At 69.7% G+C, this 26,456-nt stretch carries 24 protein-coding genes; 9 read left to right on the top strand and 15 right to left on the bottom strand.

Annotated features, from left to right (window positions below; genetic code table 11):
- Window positions 1-421: 421 nt before the first annotated feature.
- From ACFWP7_RS24700 to ACFWP7_RS24660, 9 genes are all read right to left on the bottom strand, one after another.
- Window positions 422-772, bottom strand: a complete 351-nt coding sequence (locus ACFWP7_RS24700) for a UBP-type zinc finger domain-containing protein (protein WP_384384740.1) — start codon at window positions 770-772, stop codon at window positions 422-424.
- On the bottom strand, window positions 769-2,262 hold the full coding sequence (locus tag ACFWP7_RS24695) for an ATP-binding protein (protein WP_384384738.1): 1,494 nt from the start codon (window positions 2,260-2,262) through the stop codon (window positions 769-771). The genes ACFWP7_RS24700 and ACFWP7_RS24695 overlap by 4 nt, the downstream gene beginning before the upstream one ends.
- Before the next feature lie 19 nt (window positions 2,263-2,281).
- A complete protein-coding gene (locus ACFWP7_RS24690; protein ID WP_384384735.1) occupies window positions 2,282-3,958 on the bottom strand; it encodes an FAD-dependent oxidoreductase in 1,677 nt (558 codons plus the stop codon).
- Between the two features lie 126 nt (window positions 3,959-4,084).
- A complete protein-coding gene (locus ACFWP7_RS24685; RefSeq protein WP_384384732.1) occupies window positions 4,085-5,335 on the bottom strand; it encodes a DUF4032 domain-containing protein in 1,251 nt (416 codons plus the stop codon).
- Between the two features lie 55 nt (window positions 5,336-5,390).
- Window positions 5,391-6,200: an amidohydrolase family protein gene (locus ACFWP7_RS24680; RefSeq protein ID WP_384384729.1), complete on the bottom strand. Its 810-nt coding sequence runs from the start codon at window positions 6,198-6,200 to the stop codon at window positions 5,391-5,393.
- A gap of 83 nt (window positions 6,201-6,283) precedes the next feature.
- Window positions 6,284-7,081, bottom strand: coding sequence for an N-formylglutamate amidohydrolase (locus ACFWP7_RS24675; protein WP_384384726.1), 798 nt, complete (start codon window positions 7,079-7,081; stop codon window positions 6,284-6,286).
- Window positions 7,082-7,126: 45 nt separating this feature from the next.
- Window positions 7,127-7,579, bottom strand: a complete 453-nt coding sequence (locus tag ACFWP7_RS24670) for a cyclic nucleotide-binding domain-containing protein (protein ID WP_384384723.1) — start codon at window positions 7,577-7,579, stop codon at window positions 7,127-7,129.
- Between the two features lie 214 nt (window positions 7,580-7,793).
- A complete protein-coding gene (locus ACFWP7_RS24665; RefSeq protein ID WP_384384721.1) occupies window positions 7,794-8,594 on the bottom strand; it encodes a VOC family protein in 801 nt (266 codons plus the stop codon).
- 155 nt (window positions 8,595-8,749) lie between these two features.
- The gene (locus ACFWP7_RS24660; protein WP_384384718.1) at window positions 8,750-8,965 is read right to left on the bottom strand and encodes a DUF4177 domain-containing protein; all 216 of its coding nucleotides are present in this window, start codon (window positions 8,963-8,965) and stop codon (window positions 8,750-8,752) included.
- Between the two features lie 220 nt (window positions 8,966-9,185).
- Here ACFWP7_RS24660 and ACFWP7_RS24655 point away from each other — a divergent pair, with 220 nt between their 5' ends.
- From ACFWP7_RS24655 to ACFWP7_RS24635, 5 genes are all read left to right on the top strand, one after another.
- On the top strand, window positions 9,186-9,839 hold the full coding sequence (locus tag ACFWP7_RS24655; protein WP_384384771.1) for a DUF6629 family protein: 654 nt from the start codon (window positions 9,186-9,188) through the stop codon (window positions 9,837-9,839).
- Window positions 9,840-10,047: 208 nt separating this feature from the next.
- The gene (locus ACFWP7_RS24650; protein ID WP_384384715.1) at window positions 10,048-10,263 is read left to right on the top strand and encodes a LysR family transcriptional regulator; all 216 of its coding nucleotides are present in this window, start codon (window positions 10,048-10,050) and stop codon (window positions 10,261-10,263) included.
- Window positions 10,245-10,937 carry a LysR family substrate-binding domain-containing protein gene (locus ACFWP7_RS24645; RefSeq protein ID WP_384384711.1) on the top strand — a complete coding sequence of 231 codons (693 nt, stop codon included), beginning with the start codon at window positions 10,245-10,247 and terminating at the stop codon, window positions 10,935-10,937. Before ACFWP7_RS24650 ends, ACFWP7_RS24645 begins: the two co-directional genes overlap by 19 nt.
- An 89-nt stretch (window positions 10,938-11,026) precedes the next feature.
- Window positions 11,027-11,698, top strand: coding sequence for a GntR family transcriptional regulator (locus ACFWP7_RS24640; RefSeq protein ID WP_384384708.1), 672 nt, complete (start codon window positions 11,027-11,029; stop codon window positions 11,696-11,698).
- 41 nt (window positions 11,699-11,739) lie between these two features.
- Window positions 11,740-12,678 carry an NADP-dependent oxidoreductase gene (locus ACFWP7_RS24635; RefSeq protein WP_384384705.1) on the top strand — a complete coding sequence of 313 codons (939 nt, stop codon included), beginning with the start codon at window positions 11,740-11,742 and terminating at the stop codon, window positions 12,676-12,678.
- A gap of 46 nt (window positions 12,679-12,724) precedes the next feature.
- On the opposite strand, the gene ACFWP7_RS24630 is transcribed toward ACFWP7_RS24635, so the two are convergent.
- Both ACFWP7_RS24630 and ACFWP7_RS24625 read right to left on the bottom strand, forming a co-directional pair.
- Window positions 12,725-13,225 carry a DUF6174 domain-containing protein gene (locus ACFWP7_RS24630; RefSeq protein ID WP_384384702.1) on the bottom strand — a complete coding sequence of 167 codons (501 nt, stop codon included), beginning with the start codon at window positions 13,223-13,225 and terminating at the stop codon, window positions 12,725-12,727.
- Between the two features lie 298 nt (window positions 13,226-13,523).
- On the bottom strand, window positions 13,524-15,425 hold the full coding sequence (locus tag ACFWP7_RS24625) for an AMP-dependent synthetase/ligase (RefSeq protein WP_384384699.1): 1,902 nt from the start codon (window positions 15,423-15,425) through the stop codon (window positions 13,524-13,526).
- 378 nt (window positions 15,426-15,803) lie between these two features.
- Here ACFWP7_RS24625 and sthA point away from each other — a divergent pair, with 378 nt between their 5' ends.
- The 3 genes from sthA (at window position 15,804) to ACFWP7_RS24610 (ending at window position 19,032) form a co-directional block, all read left to right on the top strand.
- Window positions 15,804-17,207 (top strand): Si-specific NAD(P)(+) transhydrogenase, encoded by a 1,404-nt coding sequence (sthA, locus tag ACFWP7_RS24620; RefSeq protein ID WP_384384697.1) that lies wholly within the window; start codon window positions 15,804-15,806, stop codon window positions 17,205-17,207.
- Window positions 17,208-17,256: 49 nt separating this feature from the next.
- Window positions 17,257-18,012, top strand: coding sequence for an SDR family NAD(P)-dependent oxidoreductase (locus tag ACFWP7_RS24615; protein WP_384384694.1), 756 nt, complete (start codon window positions 17,257-17,259; stop codon window positions 18,010-18,012).
- Window positions 18,013-18,591: 579 nt separating this feature from the next.
- Window positions 18,592-19,032 carry a hypothetical protein gene (locus tag ACFWP7_RS24610; RefSeq protein ID WP_384384691.1) on the top strand — a complete coding sequence of 147 codons (441 nt, stop codon included), beginning with the start codon at window positions 18,592-18,594 and terminating at the stop codon, window positions 19,030-19,032.
- A gap of 185 nt (window positions 19,033-19,217) precedes the next feature.
- Here the strand turns inward: ACFWP7_RS24610 and ACFWP7_RS24605 are convergent, their stop codons facing one another.
- Complete coding sequence (locus ACFWP7_RS24605; protein WP_384384689.1) at window positions 19,218-19,691, bottom strand: DUF5990 family protein; 474 nt, start codon at window positions 19,689-19,691, stop codon at window positions 19,218-19,220.
- 269 nt (window positions 19,692-19,960) lie between these two features.
- On the opposite strand from ACFWP7_RS24605, the gene ACFWP7_RS24600 reads away from it, so the two are divergent.
- Window positions 19,961-23,347: a S8 family peptidase gene (locus ACFWP7_RS24600; RefSeq protein WP_384384686.1), complete on the top strand. Its 3,387-nt coding sequence runs from the start codon at window positions 19,961-19,963 to the stop codon at window positions 23,345-23,347.
- 170 nt (window positions 23,348-23,517) lie between these two features.
- Here the strand turns inward: ACFWP7_RS24600 and ACFWP7_RS24595 are convergent, their stop codons facing one another.
- From ACFWP7_RS24595 to ACFWP7_RS24585, 3 genes are all read right to left on the bottom strand, one after another.
- Window positions 23,518-23,856: a deoxyxylulose-5-phosphate synthase gene (locus ACFWP7_RS24595; protein ID WP_384384683.1), complete on the bottom strand. Its 339-nt coding sequence runs from the start codon at window positions 23,854-23,856 to the stop codon at window positions 23,518-23,520.
- Between the two features lie 94 nt (window positions 23,857-23,950).
- Entirely contained in the window at window positions 23,951-25,468 is a 1,518-nt protein-coding gene (locus ACFWP7_RS24590; RefSeq protein WP_384384680.1) for a hypothetical protein, read from the bottom strand.
- Between the two features lie 426 nt (window positions 25,469-25,894).
- Window positions 25,895-26,443, bottom strand: coding sequence for an ATP/GTP-binding protein (locus ACFWP7_RS24585; RefSeq protein ID WP_384384768.1), 549 nt, complete (start codon window positions 26,441-26,443; stop codon window positions 25,895-25,897).
- Window positions 26,444-26,456: the final 13 nt, after the last annotated feature.

Below are 26,456 nucleotides of genomic sequence, written 5' to 3'. Positions count from 1 at the left end.
GGCCCTTCCCCGGGCGACCGGGTTTGGTCGGTCCGGGCCCATGCCGTCGGTGCCGTGGGGTCGCTCGCCGGGTTCGTGCGGGACCTCGGGCGGGAAGAAGGCCCCGGTGTCACGCGGTTCCCGCACGATGTCGACGAGTGCGGCGACGGCGGGGTCGGCGGTGTCGCGCCGCCGGACGATGCGATGGTCGGCGTAGGGGCTCGGATCGGTCAAGGGGTGGTGGACGACTCCGGCGAAGGGCCTGGCCGCGCCTGCGAGGGTGAGGCCGATGACCGAGCCGCTGAGGACCCGGGGGAGGAGCCGATCCAGTCGGACGACGCGAGTTGCTCGACCTGCGCGGCGTTCGTCGACGGCGGCGGCCATCTCCTCGGGCCCGTCCCCGCCGCGGACCGCGACGCCGCGGTCGGGTCCCATCCGCCCGTCAGCCCAGTACGTTCATCCAGTTCGCCGGAACACGCCCCGCGGGCCCCGGGGCGGGCTGGTCCGCGGGATGGCTCTGCGGGGGAGCGAGGTCGGGACCCGACTCGTACATCTCGGAGGATTCGTAGTTCCAGAACCACTCCTCGCCGGGCTCGAAGCTGCGGACCACGGGATGGCCGGTGGTCTTCGCGTGCTCGGTGGCGTGTTTGGCGGGCGAGCTGTCGCAACAGCCGATGTGCCCGCACTGGGCGCAGCGCCGCAGATGGACCCACCATCCGTCGACGGCATCGCAGTCGCCGCAACCCGTACCGTTCGGCGGGACGCTCGGGTCGATTCCGGCGGGCACGGTCATGACGGCTCCTTGGGTGGGTTGGCGTCCGCTGACGTCTCGAGGCCCGCCTCCGTGTCGGGGTCCGGGTCAACGGCGTTCAGCGGAAGACGTACCTGGAAACGTGTGTCACCGGGGACGGAGTCCACATGGAGGCTCCCGTGGTGCTTGTTGACGACGATCCGCCAGGAGATGTCCAGGCCGAGGCCTGTGCCCTCGCCCACCGGCTTGGTCGTGAAGAACGGGTCGAAGATGCGGTCGCGGATCTCCGCGGGCACCCCGGGCCCGGTGTCGCGGAACTCGACGAGCAGTTGGTCGCCGTCGAGCGCGGTACGTACGGTGAGTTCGCCCTCGCCGGCCATCGCCGAGACGGCGTTGTCGATGAGGTTCGTCCACACCTGGTTCAACTCGCTGGGATAGGCGGGGATGTTGGGCAGCGTCCGGTCGTACTCCTTGACGACCCTGATGCCGGAGCCGATCTTCCCGGAGAGCATCATCAGGGTGCTGTCCAGCAGTTCGTGCACATCGGCGACCTGGTAGGGGGCCCGGTCGATCTGCGAGTACTGCTTCGCCGCGTCCACGAGGTGGGTGATCCGGGTCGTGGAGTCCTGGATCTCGTTCATGAGGAGCTCGGTCTCCACGGTGTAGTTGAGCCACCGGATCGCCCCCTCGAGGGTGTGCTCGTCCACGGCCGCGGCGACCTGGTCGAGCCAGTCGGTGTCCAGACCCGCCTGCACGAAGGTCGGCGCGAGCTGCCAGCCGCCGGCGATGTCGTGGTCGTCGAGCCAGTCGCCGAGAGCGTCCTCCCGGTCCGAGGCCTCCAGCGGGCTGAGCGGGGTGGCCTTGGCGACTTGGTCGGCGGTGCGCTCCTGGAGCTCGACGAGCGTTTCGAGCGTGTCGCGCTGGTAGGGTCCCGCCGCGATCACGCCGAGCTTGTGCCGCATTCCGGCGACCCGGTCCCGTAGGGCGGAAGTGGCCCGGACCGCCGCCGCGGCCGGGTTGTTGAGCTCGTGCGTCAGCCCGGCGGACAGCGAGCCGAGCGCCAGCAGCCGCTCGCGCTGACTGATGGTCCGCTGGGTGTTCTGGCTGCCGAAGAACAGGCCCTCCAGCAGATGGACGGCCATCGGGAACCAGTCCCGCAGGACCGCGGCGAACACCTCGGCGGGCAGGATGAAGAACCGCGAGGGCTCGGTGACCCGCAGGGAACCCTTGTAGCTCTTCTCGTCCGGACCCCCGCCCAGATAGGCCTGCATGGCCCCCGCGTACACCCCGACCTGCGAGCTGCGGTTGATCTCCACGTCGTCGCCGCCGACCCGGCGCGACATCACGAGGTTGCCTTCGAGGAGCACGAAGAAGCAGGTGGCCGGCTCGCCCTCGCGGTACACATAGCCGGGCTCGAACAACTCCACGCGGCCCTCACGGCACAGCCGGTCGAGCTGGCCGGCGTCGAGCTTCTCGAACAGGAACAGCTTCGAGAGCTCCTCGATACTGCACGGCATCGGCTGTCCGCTCACGGCTGCTCCAGGTATCCGCTCATGACTGCTCCAGATAACGGTGTACGAGCATCACGGCCATGGCTCCCTCGCCGACGGCGGACGCGACCCGCTTCGCGGACTCGGCACGCGCGTCTCCGGCCACGAACACGCCGGGCACATTGGTCTCCAGGTGGTACGGCGGCCGGTCCAGCTCCCAGTCGGCGGGCGGCTGCCCGTCGAGTGTCATGTCGGGCCCGGCCATGATGAATCCGCGCGCGTCCCTGAGCACGGTTCCCTCGAGCCAGTCGGTGAGCGGGGCCGCCCCGATGAAGACGAAGATCCACTGCGCGTCGACGAGTTCGGTGTGCCCGCTCTCCACATCCCGCAGCGTCAGCTGTTCCAGGTGGTCCGAGCCGTGCGCGGCCTCCACGACCGTGCCGGGGCGCACGCTGATGTTGGGCGCGTCCGCGATCTGCTGGATGAGATAGGCCGACATCGAGGCGGACAGGGACGAGCCGCGGATGAGGATGGTGACGGACTTGGCGCCGCGCGCCAGGAACATGGCGGCCTGCCCGGCCGAGTTGGCCCCGCCCACGATGTACACGTCATGGCCCTGGCAGGCGGCCGCCTCGGTGAGCGCGGACCCGTAGAAGACCCCGCAGCCGGTCAGATCCGCCAGCCCGGGCGCCTCCAACTGCCGGTACGACACTCCCGTCGCCAGGATCACGGAGTGCGCGGCGATCGCCGAACCGTCCGAGAAACGGATCGTGCGCGATGCCCCGGTGACGTCAAGACCGATCACCTCGCGCGCGGTCAGGATCTCGGCGCCGAACCTCGTCGCCTGCCGCCGTGCGCGGTCGGTGAGCTGTGCCCCGGACACCCCGTCGGGGAAGCCGAGGTAGTTCTCGATCCGCGAGCTCTGCCCCGCCTGGCCCCCGGTCGCCGACCGTTCCACCAGTACGGTCCGCAAGCCCTCGGACGCGCCGTACACGGCCGCTCCGAGCCCGGCGGGTCCGCCGCCGATGACGACGAGGTCGTAGAAGTCCTCGGTCGGCGTCGTGGCCAGCCCCACCAGGGCCGCCAGATCGGGATCCTCGGGCTCCACCAGTGATGTGCCGTCCGGCGTGATCACCAGCGGCAGCCGCTCCCCGTCCTGCCCGGCGGCGGCCAGCAGCCGCACACCCTCCGGTGTGTCGGACGAGTACCAGCGGTAGGGCACCTGATTGCGGGCCAGGAACTCCCGGACGCCCGACGAGCGCGCCGACCACCGGTGCCCGACCACCTTGCAGACCCCCACGGGCCGGTAGTCGCTCGCCCGCCACGCGTCCAGAAGATCGTCCACGACCGGGTACAGCTTCTCCTCCGGCGGATCCCACGGCTTGAGCAGATAGTGATCGAGATCGATCACATTGATGGCGTCGATCGCCGCGCTCGTGTCCGCGTAGGCGGTCAGCAGCACGCGCCGCGCGCCCGGATAGACGTCGATCGCCTGCTCAAGGAACTCGATGCCGTTCATCTGCGGCATCCGGTAGTCGGCCAGGATCACCGCCACCTGGTCGCCGCGGAGTTTCAGCTCGCGCAGCGCCTCCAGAGCTGCCTCCCCGGACTCGGCGCGCACGATGCGGTACGCCTCGCCGTAGCGGCGCCGCAGGTCGCGGGCCACGGCGCGCGACACACCGGGATCGTCATCGACAGTCAGAATGACGGTCCGCGCTGGACTGGCGGCCTGTGCCATACGTCTCCCACCCCGAGCAGGTCAGTGTCGTCCCGGCCGGGCCCTGCGCACGCCACCGCACGCCGCTCGGCCGGTACACCCCCAATCGTATGTACGATCGGTCCCCTTTGCTCTGCAACCGGGTTCTCAGGCGGGCGGCACAGGGGTGTCCGCCCGCGGCGGCAGGGTCTCCCGGACCTTGGGGAGGATGTTCGTGACGTAGTCGTCCACGACCGTGTCGAGATCGATGTCGTGCTGAGCGTGCTCGGACAGGTACCAGCGGTGTTCGAGGAGCTCGTGGTACAGCTCGGCCGGGTCCATCGAACCGCGCAGATCCAGCGGCACGGCCCGGACCGTCGGACGGAACACGTCCCGGACCCAGCGGTGGGCGAGGACCTCCGGGCGGGCGGCGAGCGGGTCGCCCGGTGCGTAGTCGTCCTGGGTGGCCATCCAGCTCTCCAGGTCGTTCAGCAGCCGGCGCGCCTGGTTCTCCTCGGTGTCGAGGCCCGTCAGGCGCAGCAGCTGGCGCTGGTGGTGGCCCGCGTCGACGACCTTGGGGACGAAGGTGACGGTGTCACCGTTCGAGGAGTGCGCTATCTGCATCTCGGCGACGTCGAAACCGAGGTCGTTCAGGCGGCGTATGCGGCGGTCGATGTAGTGGTGCTTGCCCGCCGGGTACACCGACGTGCGGGTCAGTTCCTCCCACAGCCTCTGGTAGCGCGCGCAGATCTCGGTGCCGAACTCGATCGGGTCCACCGAGGGGTGCAGGGCTCCGGCCGCCTCCAGGTCCAGCAGCTCGCCGCTGATGTTGACCCGGGCGAGGTCGAGGTCGTACTCCCGCTGTCCGTTGCTGAGCTGGGGGTGCAGATCGCCGGTCTCGGCGTCCACCAGATAGGCCGCGTACTCCCCGGCGTCCCGGCGGAACAGGGTGTTGGACAGCGAGCAGTCGCCCCAGGCGAACCCCGCCAGATGCAGTCGCACCAGAAGCACCGCCAGGGCGTCCATCAGCCGGTGCATGGTGGCGGGCCGCATCGTCGTCTCGAACATCGACCGGTACGGCATCGAGCCGCCCAGATGCCGGGTGATCAGCACGGGTTCCAGGGGCGCGGCCTCGGCGTCCGTGCGCCCGGTGACCACGGCGAGCGGGTCCACCGCCGGGATGCCGAGCCGGTCCAGACTGCGCAGCAGCTCGTACTCGCGCACCGCGGGCCGCTCGGCGAGTTCCTTGACGGCCACGACCTCGGTCCCGGCGCGCGCGTAGCGCACCACGTGCCGTGAGATGCCGCGCGGCAGTGGGACCAGATAGTGCTCGGGCCACTCCTCCAGGGGCAGCTGCCAGGGCAGTTCGAGCAGGAGCGCGGGGTGCTCCGGATTGGTGGCGCTGATCTGCAAAGCCATCGACGGGCTGCCTCACCTCAGGGACCTCAGGGTTGAACGCGTCCGGCTCCAGCATCTACGAATGATCGTCGAGGCGGAAGACGGAGCGGGCGTTGGCCGAAAGGAACAGCTCGGTCACCTCCTCGTCGAGGTGCAGCTCAGGCAGGTGCTCCAGTGCCTGACCGGGGGTGATCATCGGGTAGTTGCTGCCGAAGAGGACCTTGCGCCGTCCCTGGCCCCGCAGGTACTCCACCAGCTCGGGCGGGCAGCGGCGGGCCGTGTAGGCGCTGGTGTCGATGGGGACGCCCGCGTGTTTGTCGGCCACCGCGATCATCTCCGTGGTCCACGGGTAGCCGAAGTGCCCACAGACGATGGTCAGTTCGGGGAAGTCGAGCGCGACCTGGTCGATGTACGGGATGGGCCGGCCGGTCTCGGCGGGGCGCAGCGGGCCGGTGTGCCCGACCTGCGTGCAGAACGGGATGCCGAGGTCGACGCAGGCGGCGTACAACGGGTAGTAGAGCCGGTCGGTGGGCGGCAGCTGCCACAGCCACGGCACGTTCGTGAGCGCCACGAAGCCCAGCTCCTCGACGGCCCGCCGCAGCTGTTCCCGGAGGGCCGCCACCGGCTTGCTCAGGTCCGCGCCCGCGACTCCGCGCAGCCGTCCCTCGGGCCGGTGGACGAATCGTGCGACCTCGTCGTTACTGATGAGCGGCCCCTGCGGCCCGTACGAGGCCGCGGAAAGACCGGTTTCCACGTCGGCGGCGGCCAGCGCGGCCACGGTCGCCTTGACCGGCAGCTCTTCCTCCAGGAGCCCTGGCCCGTCCAGCGGCGCAGTGACGCGAACGTCTCGTGGTGGGAGCGACGGAGTGTGGGGTGCCGCATCCACGCGTCGACGACCGGCATGATCCCGTGCCCTCCCTGAGCCGGCGACTAAGCGATTGTCTACACCGCCCCTGGTGCGCCGGACGGTCACCTCGATACGGCGTCGACGAGCGTGGTCAGCGCCGACATCACGCGGGTGAGCCCCGGACCCACGGGACCTCCGGGCTCACTCATGTACGTGTCCCGCCGGATCTCCACCATCAGAGCCGTGACCTTCGGCTCGCGCTCGTAGAACCGCAGCGGTACGTACGTACCGGAGAACGGGCTGTCGATCCCCACACCTCCGACGCCCGCGAACGCCTTCTCGGCGAGCGCGAGCAGTTCGGGCGGCGTGTGGAACTCGTCGGTGCCCAGACAGACCGGCGGCCGGGGACCGTCGCCGTGCAGCTCGTAGGGCAGCCGGGCCGTCGGATACGAGTGGACGTCGATGATCACGGCTTGCCCGGTGGCGGCCAGCCGCTCGGCCACCGCGCCCGTCATCGCCCGTGCGTACGGGTGGAAGTAGCGGTCGATCAGCGTGTGCGGGTCGGCGTCGGCGGGCCGCAGCGGCGCCCGGTGCGCGGTGCGCGTGTAGACCGCGCCCATGCCGACGGCCAGCATCTCCTCCCGTTCGTCGGGGAAACGCTCGGGGTCGATCACCAGCCGGGACAACCGGTTGACGAACCGCCACGGCGCGACATCGGCGGCCGCCGCGACCGCCGCGGCCAGTTCCGCGGTGTGCGCGTCGGTGATGTGGTCCAACTCGCGCTCCAGCGCCGCATCGTCGAGCACGATGCCGTCGCGTACCGGCGCCGGGATCTCCCGTGCGGAGTGCGGCACATGAAGGATCACCGGAGAGTCGGCGGCGCCGGGCATGAGGTCGAAGGAGTCCGGGGTCTCGTTCATATGAGATTCCTACACGGTGTCCATCCCGCACGGTGGCGTGTCACCTCACCTGCCACCGCCGTGGCGCGCGTAGTGCTCGATCAGCGCAACCCGGGTCGTTTCGAGCCGGTGGGCGAGGATGGCGGCGATCGTTCGTGTCAGGGACAGCTCCAGCGTCGCGTCTGCGTCGCAGAGGGCGCGTACCTGTCCGGCATCGAACTCATAGCCGCGTACGGGACTGAAGGCCTCGGCGCCGAAGTCCCACCGGTGCGGCGGGAACAGCCATGACCAGCCGAGCAGATCGCCGGGCCCCAGCGTCGCGACGGAGATGCGCCTGTCCGCGACGACCCGCTGGTACAGGGAGACCGTCCCCGAGCGCACCACCCAGAACCGGTCGGCAGTGCCGCCTGCCTCGAAGATCCTTCCGTCCGCCGGGAAGGAGACCTCGCGCGCCAGGCTCATCAGCCGCTCGCGATGGTCGGGAGAGAGGGCGGGCAGGAGCCGGAGAGCAGTGGGCATCGCGGACCTCCATCGCGCCGCCGAGGGGGCTGCGGGGGTCCGGCGGCGCCTGTCGTACGGTTGAATCCCGTCACCCTCTATTGGAGCCTGATCCTGGGGTTCCGTCGCGTCGTGGGCGAGGAGACTTTGTGCGGACGCGTCACGCCCCCTGAGGGGTGGGGGCACCCCGCTTGCCCGGGACGTCCCACGCACTCCCGGCACGGACATCCCCCGGCTACAGGACGGCCTTCGACGTCACCGTGAAGCGCGCTCCGTCGGGATCGGCGAGGACCGCCTCCATCGAGCCGACCCCTTGCTGATGGGCGGTACCGCCATGCGCTCGCGCGGCCCGGGCACAGGCCTCCACGTCGGAGACGGCGAAGTGGATCTGCCAGTGCGGCCTGAGCGTGGGGTCGGGCGCCGATCCCAGCGCGCCCGAGTAGATACGGGCGATGACGTCGCCCTGGCTGCGCAGCACGACCTCGTTCTCCTCGTAGTGGACCTCGCAGCCTCCGGAGGTCGAGGAATCCCAGCCCAGGACCTCTCCGTAGAAGATGGCCGCGTCGAAGGCGTCGCGCGTGTGCAGCCGTACGAAGGCGGGTGCCGCGCGGCGCCAGGTCTTCCAGCCGGCCACGAGCTCACCCTCCCAGATGCCGAAGACCGCACCGTCCCGGTCGGCCAGTAGCGCCGCCCGCCCCGGCGGGAACGAGATCGGCCCCACCGCGGTGGTACCGCCGCGCTCATGGCTCCGGGCCACCGTCTCGTCCGCGCTGGACACCGCGAAGTACGGGATCCATGCCACGGCCGTCCGCCAGAGCGAGGTCACCCCGGCGATCCCGGCGACCGGCACCCCGTCGAGCACGGCGATCCTGTACTGGTCGTCCAGGCTGCTCGGCTGCCACTTCCAGCCCAGTACGGCGTGGTAGAAGCTCTCCGCGACCGGCAGGCCGCGCGTGGTCAGACTGACCCAGCACGGCGCGCCGAACACCGAGTGACTGGAGACGACCTCTCCGGGCAGTGTGCTGTCGCTCTTCATCGCCGTACCGTCCTGACGTCACCGGCCGGTATCCGCCCAGCGGTCGTAGGCCTCCCGCGCCGGAAGGCCTACGACGGCATCAGTAGCGCCTGCGGATCCGCTGTCCCATCAGCACCAGCATCCCCCGGCTCGGCGTACGGCGCACCCCGCGCCGGCTACTGGCGAGGGCGCTCCAGCGTCAGGAGCAGGCCCTCCACGGCGCCGGGACCTATCCGGCCCTTGACGTCGGCGGACGTGATCGCCTTGAGCGCCCATCCGTCCTCGGCGTGCTTGTTCAGAACCTTCTCCAGCTTGCCGCTGTCCAAGGCGTCGCCGATCAGCGATTCCCGGAAGGTGACGACCTTGTACTCGTACGTATAGGGGGTGCTCATGACTACGGTGCTCTCCTGCGCTTCGATTGGTGTGGCCGGGGCCCAGCCAATCACTGTTCGCGGCCGGAACACAGGGGCGAGCCTTCCCGCACGGAATGCCGGGCGCGAGGAACGAAACCCCCGGGGGGCTGTCGTGTCAGCGACACCCATCGGTCCACGGCGCCGTAGCTTGTGCGCTGTAAGGGCGGATTCCTATGACGGCGGACCAACGGTGACGCAATTGTGTTGGAGTGCGACGGCCGATCTGGTAGCCGGCACCTGTATCGCCGCGGTCGGCGTGGCCTGTGTGGCACGCGTGCGCAGGCCCGCCGATCTCCCACTGGCCGCACTGCCGCTGCTCCTGGGGGCGCATCAGATCGTCGAGTCCAAGGTGTGGCACGCGGGCGGGGGAACGGGCCCCGCCACCGTCGCCTGGGCCTTCATCGCCCTTCCGCTGCTGGCGGTATGGGTACCGGTGGGTGTGCTGTGCGCCGCGCCTGGACACGCCAAGCGCCGTCTGTTGATCCCGCTCGCCGTGGGCCTGGTGACCGCCGCCATGCTCGCGTACGCGCTCGCCGTGCGTCCGGTCAGGGCCGAGATCCGCGGCCACACCGTCGGCTACTTCGTCGATCTGTCCCACGCGGAACTGCTCATCGCCGGGTACCTCCTCGCCACCGTCGGATCCCTGCTGCTCTCCGGCGACCGCGGACTGACCCTTTTCGGTGTCATGGTCGCCGTGGGCGCGCTGATCTGCTGGGCGGTGTGGCGGATGGAGTTCGTCTCGACCTGGTGCGCGTTCGCGGCGGTGTGGTCGGTGGTTCTGTTCGGGTGGGTGCGCGGGCGTCCTCCCCAAAGGGACCGGCGGGCCTATGGCATGGCACGCGACAGGGCCTAGGGGCCGGCGGCGCGCTCGTCCCGACCCGACCCGGTCACGTCCAAGCGGTGCAAAGGCGCCACGATCCGGAGGAACCACGCTGGTACGTGGCTTAGGCACGGGGGGAGATGTCGGGGATGTCGATCTGCGCAGGATGCGCTACTTCGTGGCTCTGGCCGAGGAGTTGCACTTCGGGCGGGCCGCCGGGCGTCTGCACATCACGTAACCGGTGCTGTCCCGGCAGATCCGCGCACTGGAGCAGGAGTTGCGGGCGCAGCTGTTCACCAGGAACGAGCAGACCACCGAGTTGGCGCCCGCCGGCCGTCAACTACTGGAGGACGCGCGCCCCCTGCCGGCCCCCGCGCAGGCGCTGTGCCGCCGGGTCCAGCAGGCCGCCCACGGCTCTTCGGCGTTCACGGTCGGTTCGTGCCCGGGATCACCGTGACCGGCGCGGTGCGCGCCTTCTCCGCCAGGCATCCCGAGCTGAGCGTGCAGGTGGTGCGCACTTCCTGGGGCGGCCAGGTCCAGGGGGTGCAGGAGGGTGTTCTCGACGTGAGCTTCGTACGGCTGCCCGTCGACCATCGCGGCCTGGAACTGCGCCCGCTCTTCCGGGAGCCCCGCGTCGCCGTATTGCCTGCGGACCACCGGCTGGCGGGCGAGGAGTCCATCGTCATCGCGGACCTGGCCGCCGAGCGGCTGTTGCAGGACCCCGACGCCGTCCCCGAGTGGCGTGACCGTCAAGGCCGCGCTGGACGTCCTTCCCGATTACGCCGACCGCCTGGCCGCGCCGCCGGAGACCACCGACGCCATCCTGAGGAACTCCACCAGTACGCGGCCGAGGAGACGGGACCGGCCGACACCGGGCCCGGCGTGCGGACCGGGCCCGAACTGCGCAGCGCCCTCATCGGCGTCGAACGCAACGCCCTGATCCGCCTGCGCAACCAGCGCTGCCATCGACGACTTCGTCCTGCGCCGGCTTCATTCGGTCCTGGAAAGCGAGGAAATCAGGATCGAGCCGGCCCTGCGTGCCGTCGCCGGCCGGGCGGCCTCAACACCGGCCGACGACACGGCAGATCCACGCGGCAGGGCGCCCGGGGAGTGAGGGATCCGCCGACGTGACAGTCGAGCTCACTCACTGTCGGGGGAGTCGTAACTGCGGTTGTGGCCCACTAGATTGAGGAGACGAGAGGACGTCAACGGAGGCCGGGATGCTGTTCAACGGGCTGCCGCACGAATCAGTACCCAAGGTGGAGCGCCCGGTACCGGTGCGCGAGCAGGTGTACGAGGCGCTGCGGGAGCTGATCGGTTCACAGTCGCTGCGCCCTGGCCAGCACCTGGTGGAGAGCGAGCTCGCGGGCCATCTCGGGGTCTCCCGGCAACCTGTACGAGAGGCGCTGCACCGGCTGAACTCCGAAGGGTGGGTGGACCTTCGCCCGGCCCAGGGTGCCTTCGTCCACGAGCCGACCGGGGACGAGACCGATCAGCTCTTCGCCGTCCGCGTCGTGCTGGAGACAGAGTCGGCGCGACTGGCCGCGGTCGGCTCCTCGGGCGGGGGACTTGAGCGGCTGGACGAGCTCTGCGCGACGGGCGAGGCCGCGGTCAACGCCAACGACGTGGAGACGGTGGTGATCGCCAACGCCACCTTCCACGCCTGTGTCGTGGAACTGGCGGGGAACGCGGTGCTCGCGGAGCTGGCTGCCCATGTCGAGCAAAGGGTCCGCCGGTACTACACACCGATCGTCCATGAGGCCTGGGCGGAGCATCGCGAGCTGATCGCGGCCATCGCCGCCCGCGACGAGGTACGTGCCCAGCAGGTCATGCGCGCCCACACCGTGGACGCCAGGACGCGCTTCCCCCCAAGGACCGGGCAGTTGACGTAGCTGATGGTGTGCGTGTTGTGCCCTGCTGACGAGGAGTTCTGATGTCCGACCGTATGCATGCCATCGTTCAGTCCGCGTTCGGCGGTCCCGAGACGCTCGTCCACAAGGAGACCGATGTGCCGGAACCCGGCCCGGGGGAGGTGCTGTTGCGGGTCGCCGGTGCCGGAGTCAACCCCGGTGACACGGTTCTCCGGTCCGGACGTGTGCCGGGGCTTGTCACCCTGCCGTGGACGCCGGGCAACGACGTGTCCGGCGTCGTCGAGCGGGTGGGCGAGGGCGTGACACGTTTCGTGCCGGGCGACGAGGTGTACGGCCTGCTGCCGGTCTCGCGGCGCGGCTCGTACGCCGAGTACACCGCCGTACCGGCCGCCGTGCTGGCTCCCAGGCCGAAGAATCTCGATCTGGCGCACGCCGGCGCCGTGCCCCTGGTCGCGTTCACCGCCTGGCAGGCGCTGGCCGTGCTGGCCCGGGTCCGGCCCGGCGACCGGGTACTGATCCATGCGGCGGCAGGCGGCGTCGGCCATGTCGCGGTGCAGCTCGCCAAGGAACTCGGCGCGCACGTCATCGGCACCGCCCGCGCGGCCAACCACGAGTTCCTGCGCGGTATGGGCGCCGACGAACTGATCGACTACACCGCCACCGACTTCCGGACCGCCGTGGCCCCGGTGGACACGGTTCTGGACCTGGTCGGTGGGTCCTACGGGCCGCTCTCCCTGGATGTCCTGCGGCCGGGCGGTCTGCTCATCGGCGCGTCGATCGACCCGGGAACGGACGAGGCGCAGGCCGAGGCACGTGGTCTGCGCTATGTCTGGGTCACGGCCGAGCCCTCCGGGGAGGTACTGGAGCGGGTCACCGAACGCATCGAGGCGGGTCGGCTGCGGGTCACGGTCCAGCGCACCTACCCACTGGCCGAAGCCGCCGCCGCGCACCGCGCGATCGAGGAGAGGCGCACCACCGGCAAGATCGTCCTCGTGCCGTGAACAGGGCGCCTGTCCAGTTCCTGACGGACGGTGCCCGGGACGCGGGTCAGCCGTCGGTCGGCTCGTAGGCGGTGATGACGTACAGGGCTTCGTCGTCGATCGCGTTGCTCTCGTGGTCGAGAAAGATCCGGACCGGGTGCCCGTCGGGTGCGTACTGCGCTTCCGCCTTGTCCGCGTTGTCACGCCGGGCGCGCTCCAGCTCCTCCAACAGCCCGCCGATGGTGGGTACTTCACCGAGCGACTGCTCCACCACCCACCGGCCACTCTCGTCGAGTCCCACGGCCTCTGTCACCTTGCCGTCCCGGACCGTCACCCGGAACGTCCCGATCAGACTCCGTTCCCCTTCACTCGACGTCATGGTGTAGACGTACGAGGCGGGCTCCTGCCAACGGGTTGTGCTCCGTTCCGTGGAGGGACTCGTCGCGGCCCTCCCGCCGGACCCGGAGGACGTCGAGGCCTCGGATCCGCAAGCGGCGATCGTGTACAGCAGTCCCCCGATGAGCGCGGCGGCGGGCAGGTACCGTGAGATGACACGTCGGGCGCTCATGGCGGCAGTCCCTTCGAAGACGGCTACCGCTACGACGTCGGTCGGCCGGGGAACGTTCGGGTGCCGTACGGCCGCACGAGTCGGCGGCGCCGGCCATGGGGATTCCCGCCGACGGTGGTGGCACCGGTACCAGGACCGGTGGTCCTGCTCACCGGAGGGAGCTGGTTGCCCGGGCTCCCTCGGCGCAGAGTGTTTCCATGAACACCACGAAGCAGCCGGAAGTCAGGAGCCGCGTGACCCCGCTGAGGTCACTTCTGGGAAGCACGTACGTCCCACGCCGTGACGGAGCGCGTCCTGTTCACCGGAACACGTTGTCGGAGTCGTCCCAGATCGACGGCTCGCTCTGCACATACTCCCGTGGAACACGCGAGGACGTCTGATACATCGCCTCGATCTCGGCGGCGAACCGCTTCGCGATCGCGTCCCGGCGCAGTTTCATCGAGGGGGTCATCAGTCCGTTGGTCATGTCGAAGGCCTCCGGGAGGACGCGGAACACCCGGATCGACTCCGTACGGGACACGGTGGAGTTGGCGGCGGCGACAGCCCGTCTGACCTCCTCGCGCAGTTCGTTCTCCTCGCGGGCGTCCCGGACCGGGGTGTCACCCTTGGCCCGGGACGACTGCCAGTGCGCGACGAACTCGGGATCCAGCGTGATCAGAGCCCCCACGCAAGGCCGGTTGTCACCCACGACCACCGCCTGGTGGATCAGGGGATGCGCGCGCAGACGCTCCTCAAGGGCCGCGGGGGCCACACTCTTGCCGCCGCTCGTGATGATGATGTCCTTCTTGCGGCCGGTGATGGTCAGATAGCCCTCGTCGTCGACACTGCCGATGTCACCGGTGGCCAGCCAACCGTCCGGGAACGAAGCCTCGGTGGCCGGGGCGTCGTTGATGTACCCCTGGAACACCGAGGGGCCCCACACCAGAATCTCCCCGTCCTCGGCCACATGGATGTCCGTGCCCGGGAGAGGGCGGCCCACGGTTCCGAACTTCTCCCGTCCCACCGGATGCATGGTGATGCCACCACTGGTCTCGGTGAGCCCGTATCCGTCGTGGATGGAGATCCCGATTCCTGCGTAGAAGAGGGCCAGTTCACGGTTGAGGGGCGAGCCGCCGGACACCCCGCCGCACACCCGTCCGCCCAGTGCGCCGCGCAGCTTTCGGTAGACCGCCTTGTCGTACAGGGCGTGCTGCAGCTTCAGGTCGTAACCAGGACCGGGCCCCGCACCCAACCGCTGGCGTTCGGCGGCCGCGGCGAAGTCCTGCGCGGTGCGGACGGCACGCTCGAACAGTGGTCCACGCCCGGCCCGTTGGGCCGAACGCAGGAAGTTCTTGTAGATCTTCTCGAAGACGAACGGCACCGCGCACAGATAGGTGGGTCGGAAGGAGAGAAGGGCTGCCGAGAGCGCCTCCGCACGCACATCCGGTTCGTGTGCCATCAGCATGCCGCCACGCATACAGAGGCTCTGGATCTCGAGGCCGTACACGTGGGAGAACGGGAGGAAGGCGAGCATGGAGGGCTGCTTTCCGGGAGGAGCCGCCGTGTGTCTCCAGCCGTCGATCAGCGTGTCGACGGGGCTGGCCAGGTTGCGATGGGTCAGGGCGCAGCCCTTGGGCTGTCCCGTCGTGCCGGAGGTGTAGGCGACGACCGCCGTTGAGTCGGGCAGCACGATCCGGCGCAGCGAGTCGACCGTTGTCGCCGGTATCGCACGGCCCCGTTCGGCCAGCTGTTCCAGGGCTCCGGTGTCCAACTGCCAGACATGGCGCAGGAACGGGAGCGTGGCACACGCGGAGCCGACCGTCATCACGCCCTGCTCGTCCTCGACCACCACACCTACGCAGTGGGCGTCCTTGAGGATCCACTCGACCTGCTCGTGCGAGGAGGTCGGGTAGATCGGAACCACTTCGGCTCCCACCGACCACAGCGCATAGCCGAGCACGGTCCACTCGTAGCGTGTGCGCGCCATGATCGCGACCCGGTCGCCCGGGCGTATCCCCGACGTGACGAATCCCCTTGCCAGATCGACCACTTCGTCCCACAGCTCGGCGGCCGTCACCGGGTTCCACGTCGAGGACGAGGGGTCGGAGCGGCGCGCGATCTGTGCGAGCTCCGGATTGTGGCGAGCGGATTCGAAGAGGCTGTCGGCGAGTCCCCCCTGCATCACCGCCGTAACGGGTGGGGGAAGTTCGGACTGGTGCATTCGCTGCTCCGGAGTTCTCCTCGACGCGGCCTCACCGAGAGACGCTGGAGCCGAGGATCCCTGAATCTAGCCCACACCGACGACGCCCGTGCGGGATTCACCGAGCAGGCCGCCGGCCGATGGATTCCGCGTGGCCGGGAGGACGCCGACCGGTGACCGTTGCCCAGCTCAACCAGCCGCCCGGTGCTCACTCGAGCCCGTCGACGATGTCCGCCAAGTGCGTGCGCCGGCCGGCCCGAGGGAGCTGACGATCGCTCTAGGAACCGGCGCGGAGAAGGGGCCTGAGCAGGGCCGGACGCCGGAGTTGCCCGCACGCCGGAGGAACCGTCACCCGTTCACCCTTTCGGGAGAGGGCTTCGGGCTGACAGACTCCGGAGGGTGCCTGACTTCGACATGCTTGTCATCGGTTCCGGTCCGGGCGGCCAGAAGGCCGCCATCGCCGCCGCCAAACTCGGCCGCAGGGTCGCCGTCATCGACCGTCCGGACATGGTCGGCGGAGTCTCCATCCATACCGGAACCATCCCCTCCAAGACGCTGCGCGAGGCGGTCCTGTATCTCACGGGGCTGACCCAGCGCGATCTGTACGGCCAGAGTTACCGACTCAAGGAAGACATCACCGTCGCCGACCTGACCGCGCGTACCCAGCACGTGGTCGGCCGCGAGGTCGACGTCATCCGCAGCCAGCTCTCCCGCAACCATGTCTCGCTCTTCGCGGGCACCGGCCGATTCTTGGACGACCACACCATCGGCCTCAAGGAAGTGAACGGCCACGAAAGGGAGTTGACCGCCGAGCACATCGTCATCGCCACGGGAACGCGTCCGGCCCGGCCGGCGACCGTCGAGTTCGACGAGCAGACGATCCTGGACTCCGACAACGTCCTGAACCTGGAGCGGGTGCCGCGCTCCATGGTCATCGTCGGCGCCGGTGTGATCGGCATGGAGTACGCCTCCATGTTCGCCGCCCTCGGCAGCAAGATCACGGTGGTTGAACAGCGGCCCGGGATGCTCGACTTCTGCGACGTCGAGGTGATCGAGTCACTCAAGTACCACCTGCGGGACCTCGCGGTGACGTTCCGCTTCGGGGAGACCGTCGCCGCGGTCGAGCGGCACCCCCGCGGCACGCTCACGATCCTGGAGAGCGGCAAGAGGATCCCGGCGGACGCGGTGATGTACTCGGCGGGCCGGCAGGGTCTCACCGATGAACTCGACCTGGACAAGGCGGGCCTGTCCGCCGACCGGCGCGGCCGGATCACGGTCGACGAGCACTACCGCACCGAGGTGCCGCACATCTACGCCGTCGGTGATGTCATCGGCTTCCCGGCGCTGGCCGCGACCTCGATGGAGCAGGGCCGTACGGCGGCGTACCACGCCTGTGGCGAGCCGGTGAACCGGATGCACGACCTCCAGCCGATCGGCATCTACACCATTCCGGAGATCAGCTTCATCGGCCGGACCGAGGACCAACTCACCGAGGAGCGCGTGCCGTTCGAGGTCGGCATCTCCCGCTATCGGGAACTGGCCCGGGGCCAGATCATCGGCGACTCGCACGGCATGCTCAAGCTCCTGGTCTCCCCGGACGACCGCAAGCTGCTGGGGGTGCACTGCTTCGGCACCGGCGCCACCGAACTCATCCACATCGGCCAGTCCGTGATGGGCTGTGGTGGCACGGTCGACTACCTGGTCGACGCGGTGTTCAACTATCCGACGCTCGCCGAGTCCTACAAGGTGGCCGCCCTGGACGCGACCAACAAGATCCGGCAGATCGACCGGCTCAGGGACTGAACCGAGAGGCCCGGGGAGGGGCGTACAGGGGCTGGCTATGCTCTCGGCCATGCCCACAGCCATGGTGACCGGAGCGACAGCGGGAATCGGCGCGGCCTTCGCCCGACGGCTGGCCGCGGACGGTTTCGGACTTGTCCTGCTCGCCCGGGACGCCGAACGCCTCGAACGGGCCGCGGAGGGGTACCGCGCCGCCCACGGGGTCGACGTGGAGATCCTCTCCGCTGACCTCGCGGCCGAGGAAGGACTGCTCGCGGCGGAGCAACGGGCCGCTCAGGGCATCGACCTGCTGGTGAACAACGCCGGCTTCGGCCAGCGCGGCGACTTCCTCGACACCGACCTGTCCGAGGAACTCGCCATGCTCCGGGTGCACTGCGAAGCCGTACTGCGCCTCACACGTGCCGCGTTGCCCGGCATGGTGGAGTACGGGCGCGGGGGCGTCGTGAACGTCGCGTCGGTGGCGGCGTTCTTCCCCCGCGGCACGTACAGCGCCTCCAAGGCGTGGGTCGTCACCTTCAGCGAGGGCCTCCGCCAGGAGGTGAGCGGCAGCGGCGCCCATGTGATGGCCCTGTGCCCGGGCTGGGTGCGCACCGAGTTCCACGAGCGTTCCCGGATGGACACCTCGGGAATCCCCGACTCCCTGTGGCTGGACGCGGACGAACTGGTCGCCGCCGCGATCCGTGACTTCCGCCGCGGCGTCCCCGTGAGCATCCCGGACGTGCGCTACAAGGCCATCGCCGGGCTCGGCCGGCTGCTGCCCCGCCGGCTCGGCGCCCGACTGTCCGCCGGGGCGGGTAGCCGCCACTGACGGGTTCGTACGGGCGTCGCGTCACGGTGATGGACCGATGCCGGGCCGTCCGGACGGTGTCGGAGGCGCTCCCGCCGATACCCCGTTCGAGTCACGGCAAGGGTTGGTGGTCGGACTCGGCCGGTCTGCCAGGACTTTGGGTTTCCCATCTCCGAGCGGCGCAGCAACTGCGGGCAGTGCAGGTGGATCTCGTCGATCTCCAGGGCCAGGGCAAGCGCGGGCCGACGGCCGTCCGGTGTCACGGCGTCCGAGAACGGGTCGCCGGTGCGTACAGGGCCCCGACGTTGATCAGCCCGACCTCTCTGCTGCCGGGGATCGGATACAGCAGGCCGACGTGGTCGTTGGTCCTTCTCGGTCACCACCGGTCAGGGTCCGCCCAGCAGTTCACACAACTCGGTACGAGGGCCCCACCTCGGCGCAGCCCTCCTCGGTCACGGCATCCGGCCCGCTCCGGCCGCTGTCGATCGTGTGCGGCAAGGTCAACTCCCGAGGTGGCCCTGACGGACCGGACAGGTCCTGGCACTCCAGCCGCAGATCGTGATCGTGGATGCGGGGGCCGCCGGTCGGTAGTCTGCCGAAATGGGTGGACCCTGGCGTCAAGAGCAGTTGATCGCGGACGGCTTCGAGCCTGCGTACGCCGTCTTGGATTGGTACGACGGGCCGCGTAAAGGGCTCACCGTCGTCCATGGTGTCCCGCACTACTTCGAGGGTTGGGACTACGACCCCGCCAACGCGGCCGACGAGTACTTCGTGTGGCCCGCGAGCGAGGCGGCAGTGGCGATGGAGCGCGAGTCGTGGGCGATCTTCGTCAGGTACGAGGTTTCTGACGCCGGGAGGGAGGAGCATCCGGGGAACGGAGGGATCGATGCCCGCTATGACGAACTGGAGTTGCTCCTCGTGCCCCACCGTCAGGCGCCGGACGGTGCCCGGCGGCTTGTGGGCGAGGTGCGGCTGGACGACGGAGACCGCTACCGGCCTGACGGGGGCGACCTCTGGTTCCGGTGGCGCCCGAGCAGGTGAGGCCCCCGTCGATCATCAGGTGCGCTGTGGACAACGAGTGATCATGCAGCGGCCACCTCGGACGCGAGGCAGGCGTGCCGGCCGGCAGGACGCCTTCGAGGATCTGATGAGCCGGTCGGCCACTTCCTCCGGGTCGAACCCTGCCGCCGGGCAAGGCAGTTGGTCCGCGGGCTGCAACTGGAGTCCTAGGCGGCCGACCCGGCGGTCCACGTGATGTGCGGGGGCTCGACGCGTGCGCACAGCGGTCCGCCGTGCGCGTCGGAGAGGCCGAGGCGTCCGACCAGCAGACCGTCATGCGCGGCGGCGGCGAGCACCTCGGCGGGGATGGCGTCGATCATCAGCTTGGCGCGGCGGAACATCGAGAAGACGCCCGACTCGTCGACCGTGCCCCATGACAAGTAGATGAAACGTCGGCCCAGACGGTCCTGCACGTAGGGGCCCGTCACTTCGGTGCCGGTCGGCGAGGCGGCCGTGGAGCACTCCAGTGTCCAGGTCGCCGAATCGGCGTCGCCGGGCTGCGGGTCGAGGAGTTCCGCCGGGCGGTCGCGCCGCTGTACCGCGACGTGGACGTTGGTGCGGGTCACGGTGTTGCTGTCGGCCGGGGCCGCGGGGGAGCAGGTGAGGCCGGGCAGATCGTCGGCGTCGATACGGATGCGCATCCGCCCATTGTCCCTCCTTCGTCCGACCCTTTTCTACTTCTTCGCGAAGAACGCGGCTATCCCTTACCGGTAATGCGGCCCGCCTCAATTTCTTTTCACAAAATGGAAACATGCCGATGGGTTTACTGAATTCGATGGGGAAGTGGCCGTTTTATCTCAACTGTCCGTGATCAGAAGCCTGTTGAGTGAAAGCCCCTGTCATGCTCATACTGTGTGATCGGGAGCCCGATGGGGTTTCCTTTCACGTTGACTTCGTCAGGGGCACGGAATTGAATAGACAGCCGAGCAGTAGACCGCGCCGAATACGCGCCATTTCGGTCGCCGCGGCGTCGGCCACGGCACTCGTCGCCGGACTGGTCGTGACCCCGGCGGTCGCGTGGGGAAGTGCGGCATCGGCCGCGCAGACTGCCACATCCGAGACGCTGACGGAATCGGACGCGAGCACCGCGCAGAACTGGATCACCCTCGTCACCGGCGACCGGATCGCCGTCGACGGCGAGGGCGATCCGCTGTCCGTGGAGCGCCCGGCGGGCCGCGAGGACATCCCCATCCAGATCGAGAGCGTCGAAGGCCACACCTACGCGGTGCCCGCCGACGCCGAGCGCCTGGTCCAGCAGGGCCGGGTCGACAGGCGGCTCTTCGACCTCACCACGCTCAGCGAGCCCGCATATCTGGCCCAGCAGCGCGACGGCCTCCAGCTCATCGTCACCTATCAGGGCGCCCGGCCCGCCGCGCGGCAGGACGTACGCACGGCGGGCGACAACGCGCTGCGGCGTACCTTCAGTTCGCTCGACGCCGACGCCGTGACCACGCCGACCGACGACGCCACGGCCACCTGGGACGCGCTCACCAGTGAGCCCGCCGGCGCCGCCCCGTACCGTACGGCCGCGTCCGGGATCGACGCCGTCTGGCTGGACGACATCCGCCAGGTCGACCTGGACAAGAGCGTGCCGCAGATCGGCGCCCCGACGGCCTGGCAGGCCGGTTACGACGGCACCGGCACGACGATCGCCATCCTGGACACCGGCGTGGACCAGACCCACCCCGACCTCGCAGGCCAGGAGATCGCCGAGAAGAACTTCTCGTCCTCACCCGACTCCACGGACCGCTACGGCCACGGCACCCACGTCGCGTCCATCGCCGCCGGTACGGGGGCCAAGTCCGGGGGTAAGTACACGGGCGTCGCGCCGGGCGCGAAGATCCTCGACGGCAAGGTGCTCAACGACTACGGCTCGGGCGCCACTTCCGGGATCATCGCCGGTATGGAGTGGGCCGTCGCGCAGGGTGCCAACGTTGTCAACCTGAGCCTGGGCAGCCTCGACTCTCCGGGCATCGACCCGCTGGAGGAGGCCGTCAACCGGCTCTCGGCCGAGTCCGACACGCTGTTCGTCGTCGCCGCCGGTAACTCCGGTGTCGGAGCCGGCACCGGGACGATCGGCTCGCCCGGCAGCGCGGACGCCGCCCTGACCGTCGGTGCCGTCGACAAGAGCAACGTTCTCGCCTCCTACTCCAGCCGTGGCCCGCGCACAGGCGACGGCGCGATCAAGCCCGACGTGACCGCGCCCGGCTCGAGCATCGGCGCGGCCGCGGCGGCCGACAGCACCGTCGCGAAGACGGGTACGCCCGTCGCGGACGGCTATGTGGCCATCTCCGGGACATCCATGGCCACGCCGCATGTCGCGGGCGCCGCCGCCATCCTGGCCCAGGAACACCCGGGCTGGACCGGCGAGCAGATCAAGTCGACGCTGACCGCTTCGACGGTCTCCGGTGGCTACACCCCGTTCCAGCAGGGCTCCGGCCGCATCGACCTGGCCCAGGCCATCGACCAGACCGTCACCGCCGAGCAGAACTCGCTCTCCTTCAGCCGGCAGACGTGGCCGCACACCGACGACGAGCTTCTCACCAAGGACCTCACCTACCGCAACGAGGGCACCGAGCCCGTCACCCTCGACCTGTCCGTGGCAGCCACCGGCCCCGACGGCAAGCCCGCGCCCGAAGGCGTGTTCACCTTGGAGGACACGCAGTTGACCGTGCCCGCCGGCGGCGAGGCAACCACCACCGTCAGCGCGGACACCCGCGTCGGCACACTGGACGGCGCCTACAGCGCGTACGTCACGGCGAGCGGAGGCGGTCAGAACGTACGCACGGCGGCGGTCGTCGAGCGCGAGGTCGAGTCCTACGACCTGACCTTCGAGCACATAGGCAAGGATGGCGCGCCCGCCACGAGCTACAAGACCCACTACGTGGGCGTCGGCGGACTCGGCAAGAGCCTCTGGGGCGATCTCGGCAACGTGACCGGTACCGACGCCATCCGGCTGCCCAAGGGGCGCTACTTCGTCAGCACCTCCTTCTACGTCTTCACCGGCTCCACCTGGACTGGCGCCGACGTGATCAACCAGGCCAACCTGCAGCTCGACCACGACACAAAGGTGACCGTCGACGAACGCACCGCCAAACCCGTCGACATCACCCCGCCCGATCCGAAGGCGACAGCCCTCTCGGGGTACGTCGGCGCGGAGATCAAGACGCCCGAGTACTGGACCAGTGCCGCGTGGCTGGTCCCCAACTTCAAGACCTTCACCTTCGGCACCGCGCACCTCGGAGCCGAAGCCGCCCCCGGCGAGCTTCAGCAGCGGATCCAGGCCGTCTTCCTGAACGACGCGGACGCGTCCGAGTACCACTTCGCGTACCAGGCGGCGGGGACCCGGTACGCCGACGGCTTCGTCCGCAGCCCGAAGGCCGCCGAACTGGCGAAGATCTCGACGCGGCTCGGCTCGCCCATCCCGAACAAGCGCGCCTACCTGTTGGTGGGGGCCGACACCGGCAATGGACCGACCGGGGCCGAGTACATCGTCAGCCGCAACCTTCCGTACGAGGCCGCGGTCTACGTGAACAACGACAACGGCACCAAGTGGCAGCTGGACTTCCGGCGGTACGACATCGCGACCAACCTCTTCGAAGCACAGTACCTGTCCCCGTTCACGGCGTACGAAGCGGGCAAGAGCTACCAACGCACCTTCAGCATCGGCGTGTTCGGACCGAACCTCGGTACGGGACAGGGGCTGTTCCGCACCGGTGACAAGATCACCGGCTCGGTCCCGCTGTTCGCCGACAGTGACGGCAACTCCGTTCCGTTGACGTACGCCTCGGCGGAGACCTCGCTCACCAGGAACGGTACCGAGATCGGCACCAGCGCCGATCCGCTGACCGGCGCCGCGTCCTTCACGGTCCCGGCCCGCTCCGCGGCGTACCGGCTGACCACCACGGCCACCCGTGCCGCGGGCACCCCGGTCTCCAGCAAGGTCACCGCCAGCTGGACGTTCCGCTCGGAGAACGTCGCCGAGAAGACCGCGCTTCCGGTGTCGGTGGTGCGCTTCGCGCCGCCGCTCGCGGCGGACAGCACGGCCACCGCGGGCTCGTCCCTGAAGATCCCGGTGACCGTGCAGGGCGCGGCGGCCGGCAAGCAGCTCGGCGCGCTGCTCGTCTACGTCTCGTACGACGAGGGCGCGCACTGGAGCCTGCGGCCGGTCATCGGGGGCAAGGTCACGGTCAAGACCCCGGCGGCGGGCGGCACCGTGTCCCTGCGCGCCAAGGCGTCCGACAAGCGAGGCAACGCGGTGGACCAGACGATCCTCCGCGCGTACACGGCCCGGTAGCCCTGGTAGCCGGGACTCCGATGCCAACCGCCCCCGTGCAGCGCTCCGGCCTGCGTGGGGGCGGTTTCGCGTACCGGGGCAGCCGGACACCCAGCCGGCTCTCGGCGGTGATCCACTTCCCACAGGTATCCGCAGGTTGCGCCGGCGCCGCTGTCGACCGTGCCGGGCCGTCATATCCCGCTGGGCACGTCCGGCCGCACGAGCGCCCTGGCTGCGGGCTCTCCGGAACGCTGCGCGTAGGTCATCCGCTCGCGCACCGCGCGCAGCGTGCGGGGCCGGAAGCCGGGACCGCCGCAGCAACTCTTGTGGAAGCGCACGCCCGCGTTCAGCAGAACGGTGAGCGTCCGCCACGCCGCAGCGTTCCGTCGCCGAGGCGGGGCGAAGGCCGACCCCACATGAATCAACGGCTGCGCGCAGCGTGGACAGATCCGCTGCCGCTCCGTGTCGTAGGGCTGCTTGTACGAGGCCCGGCAGGGCAGGCAGACGTACGAGGTCTTCGCATGGGCCATGCTGCGAGGGTACGCACGCCCCCACGACGGGTTCCACAGAGTTTCGTGACCGTCCGGGTGGTTGGGGCGGCCGGCTCTGCCGGACCTCTGTCGCTCATCGAGCGAGCACCCATGCCCCCATGACGACCGGTGGCAGCGACGGATTGGCTGCTGCGGCTTTCGCCACCTGCCGATCGTCGTGCGAGAGCAGTTCGACTATGACGTGCGGAGGCAGGGCGGGATGGCCGGCTGCCAGGGACCGGGCATCCCGGCTCGCCAGGCAGGCGAGCAGCGCCGGGGCCGTCGCGTTGGGGTGCCGGGCGATCTCGCGGAAGACCTTGTGCCCCGGCGGTTCGTGCCCGGCCAGGTCCTCCAGCAGCGCTGCCGACGCGTCGGGATTGGCGGCCACCTTGGCGATGACCCGGATTCGGTGCCGGTCGACCATGGCCCGCAGTTGGGCCTCGGAGAGACCCGGATGCCGTGCGATGGACTTGACCACCTTGGCGTCGGGGTCGAGGGCCAGCGCATCGCGGATCGTGTTCGGCAGGTCGCGCCGTTCGGCGAGGAGCATCCGCAGCGCCGGGTTCTTCGACCTGGCCATTTCCTCCACCTCGGCCGGAGAGGCGGCGGCGATCCTCGGCAGCGGATGTGAGCCGATTCTGATCTCGGCGGCCAACTGGTCCAGTACATCGAGCGGTTCACGTGGATGGTGCGCGAGTCTGCGCCGTACGTCGTAGCCGTGGTCGGTGGCCAGCGCGCGGATCTGGGCGTCGCCGATCGAGGGGTTTTCGGCGAGTTCCCCCCGGACACCCGCGTCGGGGTCATCGACGAGCCGTTCCCCTACCTCTGGCGGCAGGTCGGACCGGGCTGCGAGTTGCTCGCGCAGCAGCATCGAGGGATGGTCGGCGAAGCCGACGACAGCTCGGGCAGGCGTGGCCGGGTTCCGCAGTGCCGCCAACTGCATGTCGTGCACAGTGGACTCGTGGGAGCCGTCACAGGAGGCACCGGGCAGCAGATCGCAGTCGGGCCGCGGGCATCCCTGATCGTGCACGAAGGGCGTAGGTTCACGGTCGCAGACCAGACACCGCTCCGCCGGAGACAGCCCCTCGCCGGTGACCAGCATCGCCAGCACCGCCGGTGGCGTCGTTTCATTCGCGGCCAGGGCCCTGCGGACCTCGGCATGCGAATGGTTCGCGAGACGAGCGGCCATGTCCGGGGTTGTCCACAGCGCGAGTTCGGCGACCACCCGGACATCCGGATCGGCGGCGAGCGTCTCCACCACATCGGGCGGAAGGCCGGGGCACGCGGCCAGCTTCTCCCGGTGCTCGACATCGGGATCCACCGCGAAGAGCCGCGCCCACTCCGGCCGACCAGCATCCTCGTCGAGCAGCGCGAGCGCGGCCCGCGGCTGTGTCACCGGATCGACGTCAGAGGTGGTCAACCGCCCCTCGTACGCCAGTTGTACAGCGGTGTCATCGGCCCGCGAGGCCAGCGCGACCACTTGCGCGTGGCTGAGGTCCGGGCGAAAGGCCAGCTCCCAGTCGACTTCGGCGTCCGCGACGGCGATCAACCGGTCGATCAGCTCAGCGGGCAGAGCGGGGTTGGCGGCGAGCCCGCACAGGACTGGGTGCACAGGGGCATCCTGCCCGGATGCTGATCGAAACGCCCGTGGATTTCGGTGCCTCAGGCCGAGGCGCTTCGATTTCGTCGAAGGAGCGACAGGCTCGGGGCTGTGCCAGGGAGAGGGCGAAAACCGCTTCCTCATGTCTGGGCGGGGTACGCCCAAGCGGGCACCAGAGGGCACGGCCTGCCGGTCGTGAGGTACGTCCGCCGGGCCGGCCCGGTCACCGTCCACGCGGGCCGCCGCTGCGTCCGGGTCAAGGGCGCGGTGTACGGCGAAGATCCTGAAGTGGTCGCGCGTCGCCCCGGCCACCGTCCAGCAGGACACGTCGAAGGCGGAGCCGCCGGCCCGCCACGACGTGAAGCTCGACGCCCGTGAGGCCACGTCAGTGCGGCAACCGTGCGGTCCAGGGCTGCTGTCCCGGACCGCACCGCTGTGTCAATGGCGGATCGGGAGCGGCACGCGACCGCCCATCAGCCGGTTGACCAGGGCGAGCAGCAGATCCCGGCTCGCCCCTCGTTCGCGCAGGTCGCCCATGACCACGGGGACGGCCGGGTCGAGGTCGAGTGCGTCCTTGACCTCGGACACGGTGCGGTCCTGCAGTCCGTGGAAGCAGTTGACGCCGACCACGAAGGGCACGCGGCGGCTCTCGAAGAAGTCGATCGACGCGAAACTGCTCTCGAGTCGCCGGGTGTCCGCGAGGACGACGGCACCGAGGGCACCGTGCACCAGGTCGTTCCACATGAACCAGAAGCGTTCCTGACCGGGGGTGCCGAAGAGGTACAGGACGAGCTCGGAACTCACCGTGATCCGGCCGAAGTCCAGCGCTACGGTTGTGGTGGTCTTGTCCTCCACTCCGTCGAGGTCGTCCACTCCGAGGCCCGCGACGGTCAGCTGCTCCTCCGTGTTCAGGGGCGGGATCTCGCTCACGGAGCCGACCATGGTGGTCTTGCCGACGCCGAACCCGCCGGCGATGAGGATCTTCATCGCGGCGGGTGCC

It is taken from the genome of Streptomyces sp. NPDC058470 (assembly GCF_042721055.1).
Classification (GTDB): domain Bacteria; phylum Actinomycetota; class Actinomycetes; order Streptomycetales; family Streptomycetaceae; genus Streptomyces.
This window is presented reverse-complemented; position numbering and strand designations above follow the sequence as displayed.